17 protein-coding genes are annotated in these 13,292 nt (G+C 60.7%); 8 read left to right on the forward strand and 9 right to left on the reverse strand.

The features are described 5' to 3' along the window. Position 1 precedes the first annotated feature (1 nt). The gene (locus tag BM026_RS00330; RefSeq protein WP_092241451.1) at positions 2–754 is read right to left on the reverse strand and encodes a gluconate 2-dehydrogenase subunit 3 family protein; all 753 of its coding nucleotides are present in this window, start codon (positions 752–754) and stop codon (positions 2–4) included. 226 nt (positions 755–980) lie between these two features. On the opposite strand from BM026_RS00330, the gene BM026_RS00335 reads away from it, so the two are divergent. Then, positions 981–1,631: a phosphatase domain-containing protein gene (locus tag BM026_RS00335; RefSeq protein ID WP_071490924.1), complete on the forward strand. Its 651-nt coding sequence runs from the start codon at positions 981–983 to the stop codon at positions 1,629–1,631. Between the two features lie 43 nt (positions 1,632–1,674). Here the strand turns inward: BM026_RS00335 and BM026_RS00340 are convergent, their stop codons facing one another. Next, positions 1,675–1,950, reverse strand: coding sequence for a YheV family putative zinc ribbon protein (locus BM026_RS00340; RefSeq protein WP_092241453.1), 276 nt, complete (start codon positions 1,948–1,950; stop codon positions 1,675–1,677). Beyond that, the gene (gene prlC / locus BM026_RS00345) at positions 1,947–3,998 is read right to left on the reverse strand and encodes an oligopeptidase A (RefSeq protein ID WP_071490923.1); all 2,052 of its coding nucleotides are present in this window, start codon (positions 3,996–3,998) and stop codon (positions 1,947–1,949) included. Before prlC ends, BM026_RS00340 begins: the two co-directional genes overlap by 4 nt. 102 nt (positions 3,999–4,100) lie before the next feature. Here prlC and BM026_RS00350 point away from each other — a divergent pair, with 102 nt between their 5' ends. After that, positions 4,101–4,643, forward strand: coding sequence for a gamma carbonic anhydrase family protein (locus tag BM026_RS00350; protein WP_092241455.1), 543 nt, complete (start codon positions 4,101–4,103; stop codon positions 4,641–4,643). Then, positions 4,640–5,299, forward strand: coding sequence for an HAD family hydrolase (locus BM026_RS00355; RefSeq protein ID WP_092241457.1), 660 nt, complete (start codon positions 4,640–4,642; stop codon positions 5,297–5,299). Before BM026_RS00350 ends, BM026_RS00355 begins: the two co-directional genes overlap by 4 nt. 42 nt (positions 5,300–5,341) lie before the next feature. Here the strand turns inward: BM026_RS00355 and BM026_RS00360 are convergent, their stop codons facing one another. Further along, positions 5,342–6,427, reverse strand: a complete 1,086-nt coding sequence (locus tag BM026_RS00360; RefSeq protein WP_093527079.1) for an aminopeptidase — start codon at positions 6,425–6,427, stop codon at positions 5,342–5,344. Between the two features lie 141 nt (positions 6,428–6,568). Between BM026_RS00360 and BM026_RS00365 the strand changes: the two genes are divergently transcribed. Then, the gene (locus tag BM026_RS00365; RefSeq protein WP_071490919.1) at positions 6,569–6,991 is read left to right on the forward strand and encodes a PA0061/PA0062 family lipoprotein; all 423 of its coding nucleotides are present in this window, start codon (positions 6,569–6,571) and stop codon (positions 6,989–6,991) included. Here the strand turns inward: BM026_RS00365 and BM026_RS00370 are convergent, their stop codons facing one another. Further along, complete coding sequence (locus tag BM026_RS00370; protein WP_092241461.1) at positions 6,992–7,231, reverse strand: DUF1161 domain-containing protein; 240 nt, start codon at positions 7,229–7,231, stop codon at positions 6,992–6,994. 146 nt (positions 7,232–7,377) lie between these two features. After that, positions 7,378–7,809 (reverse strand): OsmC family protein, encoded by a 432-nt coding sequence (locus BM026_RS00375; protein ID WP_017253980.1) that lies wholly within the window; start codon positions 7,807–7,809, stop codon positions 7,378–7,380. Between the two features lie 218 nt (positions 7,810–8,027). On the opposite strand from BM026_RS00375, the gene BM026_RS00380 reads away from it, so the two are divergent. Continuing rightward, positions 8,028–9,029, forward strand: a complete 1,002-nt coding sequence (locus BM026_RS00380) for an LLM class flavin-dependent oxidoreductase (RefSeq protein ID WP_071490918.1) — start codon at positions 8,028–8,030, stop codon at positions 9,027–9,029. A 61-nt stretch (positions 9,030–9,090) separates the two neighbouring features. On the opposite strand, the gene BM026_RS00385 is transcribed toward BM026_RS00380, so the two are convergent. Together BM026_RS00385 and BM026_RS00390 are read right to left on the reverse strand one after the other, a co-directional pair. Beyond that, positions 9,091–9,318 carry a DUF1161 domain-containing protein gene (locus BM026_RS00385; protein ID WP_012721486.1) on the reverse strand — a complete coding sequence of 76 codons (228 nt, stop codon included), beginning with the start codon at positions 9,316–9,318 and terminating at the stop codon, positions 9,091–9,093. A gap of 115 nt (positions 9,319–9,433) precedes the next feature. Then, on the reverse strand, positions 9,434–9,649 hold the full coding sequence (locus tag BM026_RS00390) for a dodecin (protein WP_032885105.1): 216 nt from the start codon (positions 9,647–9,649) through the stop codon (positions 9,434–9,436). 156 nt (positions 9,650–9,805) lie between these two features. Between BM026_RS00390 and BM026_RS00395 the strand changes: the two genes are divergently transcribed. Next, positions 9,806–10,132: an ElaB/YgaM/YqjD family protein gene (locus BM026_RS00395; protein ID WP_003170746.1), complete on the forward strand. Its 327-nt coding sequence runs from the start codon at positions 9,806–9,808 to the stop codon at positions 10,130–10,132. Here the strand turns inward: BM026_RS00395 and BM026_RS00400 are convergent. After that, positions 10,129–11,025 carry a LysR family transcriptional regulator gene (locus BM026_RS00400; RefSeq protein WP_093514267.1) on the reverse strand — a complete coding sequence of 299 codons (897 nt, stop codon included), beginning with the start codon at positions 11,023–11,025 and terminating at the stop codon, positions 10,129–10,131. The genes BM026_RS00395 and BM026_RS00400 overlap by 4 nt on opposite strands. A 110-nt stretch (positions 11,026–11,135) precedes the next feature. Here BM026_RS00400 and trpB point away from each other — a divergent pair, with 110 nt between their 5' ends. Together trpB and trpA are read left to right on the forward strand one after the other, a co-directional pair. Beyond that, entirely contained in the window at positions 11,136–12,362 is a 1,227-nt protein-coding gene (gene trpB / locus BM026_RS00405) for a tryptophan synthase subunit beta (protein ID WP_092241468.1), read from the forward strand. Beyond that, positions 12,362–13,171 carry a tryptophan synthase subunit alpha gene (trpA, locus tag BM026_RS00410; protein WP_092241470.1) on the forward strand — a complete coding sequence of 270 codons (810 nt, stop codon included), beginning with the start codon at positions 12,362–12,364 and terminating at the stop codon, positions 13,169–13,171. The genes trpB and trpA overlap by 1 nt, the downstream gene beginning before the upstream one ends. Positions 13,172–13,292 lie beyond the last annotated feature (121 nt).

The raw sequence follows: 13,292 nt of genomic DNA on the forward strand, positions 1-13,292 counted from the left end.
TTTATGCCCTCTCACCGCGGATGGAAACTGCCGGGAAGGGGTATTGCTCGTTGCGTTCAACCCAGTCCATGAAATCGGCACGAGCGCCGGGGAAGCCGATCATGGTCCAGCCGACCATGCCTTTGTTGCCACCGTGGATGGGGTCGCAAAAGAACCCTTCCTTGGTGTTTTGCAGCAACAGGTTGAAGAACATCTTGGGCGGCACCGCTTCAAAATGCGCCGTCACTTCACTGCCGCCAGCTTCCAGACGACGCAACATATCGTCTCGGGTAGCGCTGTCTTGCGCAGCAAAAGCTTTACCGTTGAAGGCTTTCGACCAGGCATCCGTCGCGGCAATGCCCAGGCGATAGATGTCCTTGGGCACCAGTTTGGACTGCCAGCCCATCTCTGGAGCGGCATCCGCGTTGAACGGGCCTTGCATGAACCACAGCGCGCCGCTGGCGTACGGGGTGTTCATCTGACGGTCGATATATTCCGGCGCACCGGCTTCCAGGGCGCCCGGGCCTTGCTCATCGGCGGGAATCAGGCGCTCGACGGCGGCGTTGATAAACGCCCACTCCTCAGCCGTGAAGTAAGCAGGCTCGTAGGCCTTTTCACTCACCACAGGCTTGGCGGGAGCGGCCTGCGCCGGTTCAGGCGTTGCCATCAGCATCGAGCCGCCAAGGCCAGTGCTGGCAACCGTGACCACCGGGATCAAGGTCAAGGATTTGCGCAAAAAGTCACGCCGGGGGTTGTCTTGATCTTGATCAGACATGGTGGCACCTCATCATGTGGTCACGGGAATATCGGCCGGCTTCTAGTGAGCGGCTTGGCCTTTTAGGCAATCAATAGTTACAAATGATAGCAGGCTATGAATTCACAGAACCGTTTCAGCGACTAAAGACTGAGGATTCACGATTCTTTGACGGCCTCCTCACGCCTCATTGACCCCCTCTGGACGAACCTGAGCACCACCCACTCCTTGCTCGGTTATGTCACCCATGCTCAAGAATCAATGGTTGTCGGGCCTCGGCCTCGCGATCATCGCGATGTTCACCTGCGCTTACGCTCAAGCCGACGACACCGTCTCCATCCGTTCACCGGAGTGGGCCCAGCCTGTGGGTAATCAATACAACTTGCACCAGATGACGCCCACCCTCTACCGCAGCGCACTACCGGATCGCAACGCCGGGCCGCTGTTGGAACAACTGAAGATCGGCACCGTGATCAACTTCCTGCCGGAGTCGGATGCCGACTGGCTCAAATCGCCTGGCATCCGTCAGGTTCAACTGACGTATCGCACCAACCATGTAGATGATACGGACGTGTTGGCGGCGCTGAGGGCCATCCGGGAAGCCGAAGCCAATGGCCCGGTGCTGATGCATTGCAAGCACGGCTCTGACCGCACTGGCCTGATGGCGGCGATGTATCGGGTAGTGATTCAGGGATGGAGCAAGGAAGACGCGCTGAACGAAATGACCTTGGGCGGGTTTGGCACCAGCAATGGCTTCAAGGACGGCGTTCGCTACATGATGAGGGCCGATATCGACAAGTTACGCACGGCCTTGGCGAATGGCGATTGCAGCACCAGCGCGTTCGCGTTGTGCTCGATGAAGGATTGGATCACGACGACGGGAAAAGACGAGAAATAACTGTAGGAGCCCGGCTGGCCGAACTCCTACAGAGAGCCGCCCGTCAGTCTTTTTTCAACTTCGGATTAGGAAAGAACTGCACCGCCTGCACCTTCGGGTCCGCCGGTGCTTTCAACGCCGTGGTATTGACCCGCGTGCCCAATTCCTTGGGCACCGACAACCCTTGATCATTCAGCGTGTCGGTATAGCCGCAGGCCACGCACTCACGGTGCGGCACGTTGTCCTCGGTCCACATCTTCAGCTTGTCCGGCTCACTGCATGCCGGGCAGACCGCCCCGGCGATAAATTGCTTTTTGGTAATCACAGGCCTTTCACTCATGCTGCCGCGTCCTCACTCAGGCCGCTGTGGCGCAAGAGTGCGTCAATCGACGGCGCGCGTCCGCGGAAGTCGACGAACAGCACCATCGGCTCCTGGGAGCCGCCACGCGCCAGGATCGCTTCGCGGAAGGCACGGCCGGTCTCGGCGTTGAGCACGCCGTCTTCTTCGAACTTGGAGAAGGCATCCGCCGACAACACTTCGGCCCACTTGTAGCTGTAATAACCCGCCGCATAACCGCCCGCGAAGATGTGCGCAAAGCTGTTGGGGAAGCGGTTGTAGGCCGGCGGACGCATCACCGACACTTCATCGCGCACGCCTTCCAGCACCTGCGCCACGCTGCGACCATCGCCGTGGGTGGCGTGCAATTCAAAGTCGAACAGCGAGAACTCCAGTTGGCGCACCATCATCAGGCCGGACTGGAAATTCTTCGCCGCGAGCATTTTTTCCAGCAGGTCCTGGGGCAACGGCTCGCCGGTTTCATAGTGGCCGGAGATCAGCGCCAGGCCTTCCGGCTCCCAGCACCAGTTCTCCATGAACTGGCTCGGCAGTTCCACCGCATCCCAGGCCACGCCATTGATGCCGGACACGCCTGCGTGTTCTACGCGGGTCAGCAGGTGATGCAAGCCGTGGCCGAATTCGTGGAACAACGTGGTGACTTCATCGTGGGTCAGCAGGGCAGGCTTGCCGCTGTCGGCCGGGGTGAAATTGCACACCAGGTTGGCCACCGGGCTTTGCAGCACACCGTCGATGGTGCGACGACGGTCGCGGGCACCGTCCATCCAGGCACCGCCGCGCTTGTTGGCGCGGGCATACAGGTCAAAGAAGAAGCGGCCCACGTGTTGGCCGTTTTCCTTGATTTCGAACAGGCGGACATCCGGGTGCCAGGTGTCGAAGCCTTTCTGCTCGGCGATCTCGATGCCGTACAGGCGCTGCACGATGGCGAACAGGCCGCCCAGCACTTTGTCGATCGGGAAGTAGGCGCGCAGGGCTTCCTGGGACACGCTGTAGCGCTGCTCGCGGAGTTTTTCGCCGTAGAAACCGCTGTCCCAGCTTTGCAGGTCGGCGCAGCCTTGTTCGGCGGCGTAGGCCTTGAGCTGTTGCAGGTCCTGGGCGGCAAACGGCTTGCTGCGCTTGGCCAGGTCACGCAGGAAGCTCAGCACCTGGTCACTGGACTCGGCCATCTTGGTGGCCAGGCTCAGTTCGGAGAACGACGCATAACCCAGCAACTGGGCCAGTTCCTGGCGCAGGTCGAGGATCTGTTCCATCACCGGGCCGTTATCGTTCTGACCGGCATTCGGGCCTTGGTCCGACGCGCGGGTGCAGTAGGCCGCGTAGACTTCTTCACGCAGGGCACGGTCCTGAGCGTAAGTCATGACGGCGTAGTAGCTAGGGAATTCGAGGGTGATCAGCCAGCCGTCGAGACCTTTGGCCTGGGCGGCGGCGGCCATTTGCGCCTTGGCCGAGTCGGTCAGCCCGGCGAGGGTGGCTTCATCGGTGACGTGCCTGGTCCAGGCCTGGGTGGCGTCCAGCAACTGGTTGGAGAACTTGCTGCCCAGTTCCGACAGCTTGCTCTGCACTTCAGCGTAGCGTTTTTGCTGCTCCGGCGGCAGATCGATGCCCGACAGGCGGAAGTCACGCAGGGAGTGTTCCAGGATGGTTTTCTGCGCCACGTCGAAACCGGCGGCTTCCGGGCTGTTAGCCAGGGCTTCGAAGGCCTGGAACAGCGCACGGTTCTGGCCCATCTCGGTGGAGTAGGCGCTCAATGCCGGCAGGCAGCCTTCGTAGGCTTCGCGCAGTTCGGCGCTGTTGCACACGGCGTTGAGGTGGCTGACCGGGCTCCACGCGGCGCCCAGACGATCATTCAGCTCGTCCATGGCCAGCACCAGGCCGGCCCATGTCGGATTTTTGCCCTGGCTTTGCAGGATGCCTTCGATGGCAACGCGGTTGTCGGCGAGGATCTGTTCGATGGCCGGCTGGACGTGCTCGGCACGGATCGCCGAGAACGGCGGCAGGTCGTAGGACTGCAGAAGAGGGTTGTTCGCGCTCACGGTTGGCACCTTGGCTGAAGAAACATGTAAGAACAAAGATGGGGCCATCTTAATTACAATCAACGCCCACCGCAGCTATCAGCAGAAGAGAGAGAGGCTATCGTGACCCTTCGCACCTATCAGAACCACACGCCGGCCCTGGGCGCCGGGGCTTTTGTCGATATTTCGGCGGTGGTGATCGGCGATGTCGAAATCGGCGCCGACAGCTCGGTCTGGCCGCTGACCGTGATCCGCGGCGACATGCACCGTATCCGTATCGGTGCGCGCACCAGCGTGCAGGATGGCTGTGTGCTGCACATCACCCACGCCGGGCCGTTCAACCCGAACGGTTTCCCCCTGTTGATCGGCGACGACGTGACCATCGCCCACAAGGTCATGCTGCATGGCTGCACAGTCGGCAATCGCATCCTGATCGGCATGGGCAGCATCGTGATGGATGGCGCCGTGGTCGAGGACGACGTGATCATCGGCGCCGGCAGCCTGGTGCCGCCGGGCAAGAAACTTGAAAGCGGCTTCCTGTATGTCGGCAGCCCGGTCAAACAGATTCGCCCGTTGACTGACAAGGAACGCGCCTTTTTCACCTACAGCGCCGCGAACTACGTGAAGCTCAAAGACCTGCACCTGGCTGAAGGATTCGACCGATGACCCTGCCTTACCAAACCGTCCTGTTCGACCTGGACGGCACGCTCACCGACCCACGCGAGGGCATTACCCGCTCGATCCAGTATGCCCTCGGCAAGTTGGGTATCGACGAGCCGGACCTGACCAAACTCGAACACTTCATCGGCCCGCCCTTGCTGCAGGCGTTCATGCAGTTCTACGGCTTCGATGAGGCCAAGGCCTGGGAAGCGGTGAACTTCTATCGCGAGCGTTTCAAGGTCACCGGCCTGTACGAAAACCGTGTGTTCGACGGCGTGATGCCGCTGCTGGAAGCATTGAACGATCAAGGCCGCCAGCTCTACGTCGCCACTTCCAAGCCCTGGGTGTTTGCCCGCGAAATCGCCCGGCATTTCGACTTTGCCAAGCACTTCAAGGTGATCTACGGCAGCGAGCTGGACGGGACGCGCACCAACAAAGTCGAACTGATCGCCCACCTGATGAGCGAGGAAGGCCTGGACCCGGCCACCACCTTGATGATTGGTGATCGCAAGCATGACCTGATCGGCGCGCACAAGAATGGGCTGGATTCGGCGGCGGTGGGGTATGGGTTCGGCAGTTTCGAGGAGCTGGATGCCGAGGCGCCGACCTGGCATTTCGAGACGTTGGCGCAGATGCACCAGGCATTTTTGCAGCGCACTTAAGGACGCTATCGGGGGCAAGCCCCCTCCCACAGTGGAGTGTGTTCACAAATTAGCATGTGGGAGGGGCTTGCCCCCGATGAGGCCCTGAAGGCCAATACCTTGCAACTGCCTCAACGCCGCCTTGCGCTGCTCCATCGGCAATCCGCCCAGCTTCTCCACCGCCGCATAAAACCTCAGCCAATCCCCACCTTCCTGCGCAAACAACGCCGCAAACGCAGGCACCCACTGGTCATACAGCCCGAACGGTAACAACCGCGCATTGTTCATGGGTTGGTTGATCCACGCGTCATACCGTTTGTCACCGCCCCACTGGCTATCGCGCAGCTGCCGGTAATCGCGACGCAGACGCTCGAACTCGGCCGCCTTCGCCTGGCGCATCACATCAGTGGCCAAGGGTTGGGCATAGAGTTTTTCCAATCGTTGGCGGGTATCGAGGATCAGCTGAATGAACTCATCACGCTGCTTCGACGCCGACAGGCTCTGCGGCGCCAAGCCACGTGCAGCGCGCCACTGACGCGTACCTTCCTGCTCGACGAAATTGGCAAACGACTCATTGAACTCGGTGTCGTCCTTCACATAGAAGCGCTGATGCGCCAGTTCGTGGAAGATCAACGTGGCCAGCCGCTCATCACCCCAGTTCATCATCGAATTCATGATCGGGTCATTGAACCAGCCCAAGGTGGAATAGGCCTCGACACCGCCGATCGACACGTCCATGCCTCGCTGCTTCAACAACGCCGCCTCACCACGCGCCGCATCCTGGTTGTAGTAGCCGCGATAGGCCACACAGCCCGCAATGGGGAAGCAATGGGTTTCCGGAGACAGGGAAAACTCCTGCGTGGCGAAGACGTTCCAGACCACATAGGGTCGGCCAATGTCGGCGTACAACCTGTAACTCTGGTTGTCAGGCAGATGCAGGTGTTCACTGGCGAACGTACGCGCCTTTTGCGATTGCGCCAGGTGTTCGCGCAACAGCGGTGGGCGGGAAGGGTCGGCGATCACCTGCGCCACCGGCTCCCGGGCCCGCAGCAATTGCCACTGACCGCTGGCCAACTGGCTGTAATAGCTGACACTGGAACAGCCGCTGAGCAGCACAACCATCAACCCTGGAAGAAAACGCCTGACCATGCCCCGACCGCTCCTGGGTAATTTGCTCGCCAGACTATCGCGCCCAGGCAGAATTTTCCCATGGCGCGACGTGTTTATACTCATGGGAGGTCTGCCGCCGTCGCAGCAGGCTCAATTCTATCTTCCCGTTGAGTGCCTGCCATGCGCCAGCTCTTGTTACCCGTCGCCGCTCTGTTCCTCAGCGCCTGCACGACAACACCCGTACCACCGATGGATCCGCAACAGGCGTGGGTCGATTTCACTACGCCGACGCCGGGCTCCAAGCTGGTCATGGCGCAGCGCCTGGACGGCAAGAACCTGGATGACGGACGTTTCTTCCAAATGCCACCCGGCCATCATGAACTGATGGTGCGCTTCGACTTTGAAGTCCCGGCCGGCGGCGGTTTGGGTGGGCTCAGCCAGATGATGTATCGCACCTGCTTCATGACCCTGGAATATGACCACTTCCAGGCTGGCCAGCGTTATGTGCTGGAAGGACGCTCGCTGGCCTTCACGCCGAATATCCGGTTGTACGATTCGGCGCGTCAGTTGCTCGCGGAGGAACGCAGCGTCAACTGCATCTGATCAGTTGTTGTTTTTCTGGTAGATGATGCGCTTGGTGCCGTTTTCGCACGAACCGACAATCATCGCACTGTCGTGATTCTTGGCTTCTTCGGCGGTGATGATTTCCAGGGTGTACGAAGGAATCGCCTTGGCCTGGATCTTCACTTCAATCTCTTTCCTGAGCTCTTCGCAGTCTTTTGGCGCGGCCACAGCCGATGTGGCCAATACACCGCAGATGATCGCCAAGGCAAAACGTTTCATGTGTGAAGCTCCCTGAATGCATTGCGCACGGGTGTGCGCCTAGGCTGCATGGTAATAGGACCACACTTACAAAACACGAGTTCTGATCTAACGCAGGGCTAAATGTGGAAGGGGGCTTGCCCCCCTCCCACATTGGACGGGCTGTGTCAGCTGACCAAGGTGGCATCCAGGCTGATTTTTGCGTTCAGCACTTTGGACACCGGGCACCCTTCCTTGGCTTTTTTGCTCAGTTCATCGAACTGCGCCTGGCTCGCGCCCGGAATCTTGGCCTTGAGGATCAGGTGCACAGCGGTGATCGCAAAACCACCGTCAACCTGGTCCAGAGTCACTTCGGCCTGGGTATCAATGCTGTCAGCCTTGAGCCCGGCATCGCCGAGAATCATGGAAAACGCCATGGAGAAACAGCCGGCGTGGGCCGCACCGATCAGTTCTTCCGGGTTGGTGCCCTTGCCGCCCTCGAAACGGGCCTTGAAGCCGTAGGGCGCTTCGCGCAGTACGCCGGTTTCCGTGGAAATGGAGCCCAGGCCAGTCTTCAGGTCACCTTCCCAATGCGCGGATGCTTTTTTAACGATACTCATAGCGGTCTCCTCGAACGGTGGTTTTGCGTCAGTAAGGGTTCTGAGGATAGTCGGCCCGGCAAAGTTCATCTTGTGAGAAAAACCTAGCGATTCAGTAGGAAATTTCCTGGCCTGCTATTGAATCTCGGGTATATGCCCTCATTGCATAGAGCATGCACATGAAGCGGCAGGTTTTGGTTCGTCTAAAAAGCCTGCGGCCCCTTTGGAGAAGCAGGCTTATGAAATCGCTGTCCGACGTAAAGTTCTCGACCCTCGACCTGGTGCCCGTGCGCGCCAACGGCAGTCCGGCGCAGTCACTGCGCAATTCCCTGGACCTGGCCCAGCATGTAGAAAAGTTTGGCTACACCCGTTTCTGGGTGGCTGAACACCACAACATGGACGGTATCGCCAGTTCGGCCACCTCGGTGCTGCTGGGTTACCTGGCCGGTGGCACCTCGACGATCCGCGTCGGCTCTGGCGGCGTGATGCTGCCCAACCATGCGCCGCTGGTGATCGCCGAACAGTTCGGCACCCTGGAAAGCCTCTACCCCGGCCGTATCGACCTGGGCCTGGGCCGCGCACCCGGCTCCGACCAGATGACCGCCCGCGCCCTGCGCCGTGAGCGCTCCGGCAGTGCCGACGATTTCCCCGAAGATGTGGCGGAGCTGATGGCCTACCTCGGCCCACGCACCCCCGACCAACGGGTGATCGCCGTCCCCGGTACCGGCACCAACGTACCGGTCTGGCTGCTGGGCTCCAGCCTGTTCAGCGCGCAATTGGCAGGTGAACGCGGTCTGCCTTACGCCTTCGCCTCGCATTTCGCACCGCGCCTGATGCATGAGGCGATTCGCGTGTATCGCAATCACTTCAAGCCTTCGGCCGTGCTGGACAAGCCTTACGTGATGCTTGGCATTCCGCTGGTCGCTGCAGATACGGATGAACAGGCTGAATACCTCGCCACCTCGGTCTATCAGCGCATCCTCGCGCTGATGCGCGGGCAAAGCCTGGTGCAGCGCCCACCGGTGAAAACCATGGACGGCCTGTGGCTGCCCCATGAAAAAGACGCGGTCGGCAGCTTCCTCGGCCTGGCCATGGTCGGTAGCCCGGCGAAGATCCGCGCCAAGCTGGAGGTGCTGATCGAACAAACCGGCGCCGATGAGCTGATCTTTACCTGCGACCTGTACGAGCACGCCGATCGGATTCATTCCTACGAACTGCTGGCGCAAGTGATGAAGGGCTAAAACCCTCAGGCGAAAAAAAACCGACGCACTCGCGTCGGTTTTTTACGTCTGCAACACGGGATTAACCGCGCTTGTAGGCGATTTCCTTGGTACCGGCTTCGCAGCTGCCGACTACCGTGTAGCCATCGGCTGCAGCGCCTTTATCCACAACTTCCAACGAATAACCCGAAGCGCCCTTGGCGTCGATTTTCGCCGCAATCTCGCTTTTCAGCTCTTCACAAGGCTTGCCTGCCGCCAGGGCTGTGCCTGCAATGCTCAACAAACCTACCGCTAACAGGAACTTCTTCATCCGTTACTTTCCTTGCGCTGATCAAAAAGAGCGTGCCGACGCTTGCGGCATCGGCACCCATTGGTTGTAGCGCAGGTTATGGCAATCGGCCAGTCAGCAAGTTCAACCGCTGCGATCAACTACTGGCAATTCGGAACCCTACCTTGAGGGTGACCTGATAGTGCGCTACCTTGCCATTCTCGATATGGCCACGTGTCTCAGTCACTTCAAACCACTCGAGATGCTTGATGCTCTTGTTGGCCTCAGCGATGGCATTGTTGATCGCGTCTTCGATGCTGGTGGTCGACGAGCCAACCAATTCGACTTTCTTGTAGGTGTGATGATCACTCATGGCAGTTCTCCTAAGGGTCGTTAAGCAAGCGTAGCAGTCAATGTTCGTACTGCTTCTGGCGACCGTTCCTACCTGAAAGTTCAGATTAACTGCACTTTCTGAAATGGCCGCAGTCGGTATCTACACACGCCACTCAATCACTTCAGGAGAGTCCACATGGCCAACACTTCTTTACGCAAAGCGTCGCTGGAAAGCATGGAAGCCGAGATTTCGAGCCTGCTCAAGTCTCTGGAAAGCCTCAAGGACGATGCGTCTGACGAATCGCGCAAAACCTTGAAGGCCCTGAAAAGCAATGCCGAGAATGCCCTCAAGCACTCCCGCCACCTGATCAGCGATGCCTACGAAGAAAGCAAAGTCAAAATTCGCGAAACCGGTGTTGCAACCCGGGACTACGCACAAGAACACCCATGGACTACAGCCGGTGTTGCCGTAGGCGCACTGGGCCTGCTGGCCGCCTACCTGCTGTGCAAGCGCGGTGACTAATCTGGCTGGCGCAACAGCTCAGCCTTGAGCCACTGCGCCAGTTGCCCGGCGCGTCCGTCCGCGGCGCGCTTGGGTAGCCACAACGCCAGGTGCGCCGGGGTTTCACTGAAACCCCACGGCGCCACCAGGCGACCCGCGCGCAAGTCTTCGACCACCAGCGGTTCTGGCGCAATCGCAACGCCCAGCCCGGCCACTGCCGCCTCCAGCAAATAATACAAATGCTCAAACCCCTGGCCGTGTTTCAACGCGCCGGGTTCGATGCCGTGTTGCCGCGCCCAACTGGGCCAGGCTTGCGGACGTGAGGTGGTGTGCAACAGCGCTTCACCACACAACGCCGACGCGGGTGCCCGGCGCAGCCGCTCGTAGCCGGCGAAACGCGGGCTCATCACCGGGCCGATGCGTTCGCTGGCCAGTTCATACACCTGCATATCCGCAGGCCAGGGTGGCTCGGCGAACACCAACAGGGCATCCAGGCCGGGGCGGCGCGGGTCAAGGTCACCGTCACCCGCCGACAGGTGCAGACGCAGGTCCGGCAGGTCCGCGTTCAAGCGCCCCAGGCGCGGGATCAGCCAGCGCGCCAGCAAGCTGCCCGAGCAACCCAGCACGAACGGTGCGTCGGCACTGCTCTGGGTCAGTTCGGCGCACACGTCCCTCAGCCGCTCGAACGCCTCGGCGCTGGCGTCACGTAGACGAGTACCGGCATCTGTGAGTTTAAGGCCGCGCCCCTCCTTGACGAACAAACTCACGCCCAAGTGCTCCTCCAGCACTTTCAACTGCCGGCTGACCGCCCCATGGGTCACATGCAATTGCTCGGCTGCCTGGCTGACGCTGTTCAAACGGGCGGTGGCTTCAAAGGCACGCAAGGCATTGAGGGGTGGAAGGTCTCGACTCATCTGTGAGTTTTCCTGACAGGTTGCGGCGATCTTATCGGTTTTCAGCGCAGGACGTCAGGGGTAGAGTGGCCCTCATTGCTTCCTACCCCCATTCTCTCCTGGAGCGTCCCATGACTCAGTCCCAGACCGATCTACGCAACGGCCCAGACGTCAACGGCCTGTTCGGCGCGTTCGGCGGCCGTTACGTCGCTGAAACCCTGATGCCGTTGATCCTAGACCTGGCCCGAGAATACGAAGCGGCCAAGATCGATCCGGCGTTCAACGAGGAATTGGCCTACTTCCAACGTGACTACGTCGGTCGTCCAAGCCCGTTGTATTTTGCCGAGCGCCTGACCGAGTTCTGTGGCGGCGCCAAGATCTACCTCAAGCGCGAAGAGCTGAACCACACCGGCGCACACAAGATCAACAACTGCATCGGCCAGATCCTGCTGGCGCGGCGCATGGGCAAGAAACGCATCATCGCCGAGACCGGCGCCGGCATGCACGGCGTGGCGACTGCCACCGTGGCTGCGCGCTTTGGACTGCAATGCGTGATCTACATGGGCACCACTGATATCGAGCGCCAACAGGCCAACGTGTTCCGCATGAAGCTGCTGGGCGCCGAAGTGATCCCGGTGGTCGCCGGCACCGGCACCCTCAAGGACGCGATGAACGAAGCCTTGCGTGACTGGGTAACCAACGTCGACAGCACCTTCTACCTGATCGGCACCGTGGCCGGCCCGCACCCGTACCCGGCCATGGTGCGCGACTTCCAGGCCGTGATCGGCAAGGAAACCCGCGACCAACTGCAAGCCCAGGAAGGCCGCCTGCCGGACAGCCTGGTGGCGTGCATCGGCGGGGGGTCCAACGCCATGGGTCTGTTCCACCCGTTCCTGGATGACACGAGCGTGGAGATCATCGGCGTGGAAGCTGCCGGCCACGGCATCGAAACCGGCAAGCACGCCGCCAGCCTCAACGGTGGCGTACCTGGCGTACTGCACGGCAACCGTACTTTCCTGCTGCAGGACGACGATGGCCAGATCATCGACGCCCACTCCATCTCTGCCGGCCTGGATTACCCCGGCATCGGCCCGGAACACGCCTGGTTGCATGACATCGGCCGCGTCCAGTACACCTCGGTGACCGATGACGAAGCCCTCGACGCCTTCCACAAATGCTGCCGCCTGGAAGGGATCATTCCGGCCCTGGAAAGCGCCCACGCCCTGGCCGAAGTGTTCAAGCGCGCCCCGACCCTGCCGCAGGATCACCTGATGGTGGTCAACCTGTCGGGGCGTGGCGATAAAGATATGCAAACCGTCATGCACCATATGGAACAATCGCAGCAGGAGAAACACTGATGAGCCGCCTGCACACCCGCTTCGCCCAGCTGAAAGAACAGAACCGTGCCGCCCTGGTAACCTTCGTCACCGCTGGCGACCCTGGCTATGACACCTCCCTGGCGATCCTCAAAGGCCTGCCGGCCGCCGGTGCCGATGTGATCGAGCTGGGCATGCCCTTCACTGATCCGATGGCGGACGGCCCGGCCATTCAGCTGGCCAACATCCGTGCGTTGAATGCCAGGCAGAACCTGGTGAAAACCCTGCAGATGGTCCGCGAGTTCCGCCAGGACAACAACGACACGCCGCTGGTGTTGATGGGCTACTTCAACCCGATCCACAAATACGGCGTACCGAAGTTCATCGCCGACGCCAAGGAAGCCGGGGTCGACGGCCTGATCGTGGTCGACATGCCGCCCGAGCATAACGGCGAGCTGTGCGACCCGGCCCAGGCCGCAGGCATCGACTTTATCCGCCTGACCACACCGACCACCGACGACGTACGCCTGCCTACCGTGCTCAACGGCAGCTCAGGCTTCGTGTATTACGTTTCGGTCGCCGGCGTGACCGGTGCCGGTGCGGCGACCCTGGAACACGTCGAAGAAGCCGTGACCCGTCTGCGCCGCCACACCGACCTGCCGATCAGCATCGGCTTTGGTATCCGCACACCGGAACAAGCGGCGGCCATCGCCCGGCTGGCCGACGGTGTGGTGGTGGGTTCGGCGCTGATCGATCACATCGCCAATGCCAAGAACGACCAGCAAGCCATCGACGGCGTGTTGAGCCTGTGTGCGGCGCTGTCGGAAGGCGTGCGTAACGCCCGTAAGTAAGCGCCCGGCGCTTTCAGCTTTTTCCGCTAGGCTTGAGGGTGGACATTGCGTCCTCCCTCAACGCACTTCATGCCTATTGCCGTCTAACCGCCTGCGCAAGCCCCGCATTCCTTGCCCTCCC

Origin of the sequence: Pseudomonas sp. NFPP24, assembly GCF_900112095.1 — a bacterium.
GTDB classification, from domain to species: Bacteria; Pseudomonadota; Gammaproteobacteria; order Pseudomonadales; family Pseudomonadaceae; genus Aquipseudomonas; species Aquipseudomonas extremorientalis.